Genomic DNA, 650 nt, shown 5'->3' on the forward strand with positions numbered 1-650 from the left:
GCCATCGAGCGCGGCGCGCTCGGCACGGACGGCGACACGGAGACCACCGAACAGGCCCGGCAGGCCGCCGAGCAGCTCACCCGGCTCACCCGCCCGTTCCTGCTGCGCCGCCGCAAGTCCGACCCCGGCATCGCCCCAGAACTGCCGGCCAAGACGGAGACCGACCACCCCGTCGCCCTCACTCGTGAGCAGGCCGCCCTGTACGAGGCGCAGGTACGCGAGGCCATGGTCCGGATCGAGGAGGCGGACGGCATGGCCCGCCGTGGCCTGGTGCTGAAACTCCTCACCGCGCTCAAACAGATCTGCAACCACCCCGCCCACTACCTGCGCGAGACCGGCCCGCTGCCCGGCCGCTCGGGCAAGCTGGAACTCCTCGACGAACTACTCGACACGGTGGTGGCCGAAGGCCAGGGCGCCCTGGTCTTCACCCAGTACACGCAGATGGGCAAGCTCCTGGAACGCCACTTCGCCGACCGCGGTCTCCGCGCCCGCTACCTGCACGGCGCCACCGCCGTCCCCCGCCGCGAGGAGATGGTCGCCGCCTTCCAGCAGGGCGAGTTCCCCGTCTTCCTGCTCTCCCTGAAGGCAGCCGGCACCGGCCTCAACCTCACCCGCGCCACCCACGTGATCCACTACGACCGCTGGTGGAA

Annotated in this window: 1 protein-coding gene; it reads left to right on the forward strand. The window is 71.2% G+C overall.

Annotated features, from left to right (window positions below):
* On the forward strand, positions 1-650 hold a 650-nt coding region (locus BZY54_RS47910; RefSeq protein WP_143668432.1), incomplete at both ends, for a DEAD/DEAH box helicase.

Source organism: Streptomyces carpinensis (assembly GCF_002154505.1).
GTDB classification, from domain to species: Bacteria; Actinomycetota; Actinomycetes; order Streptomycetales; family Streptomycetaceae; genus Streptomyces; species Streptomyces carpinensis.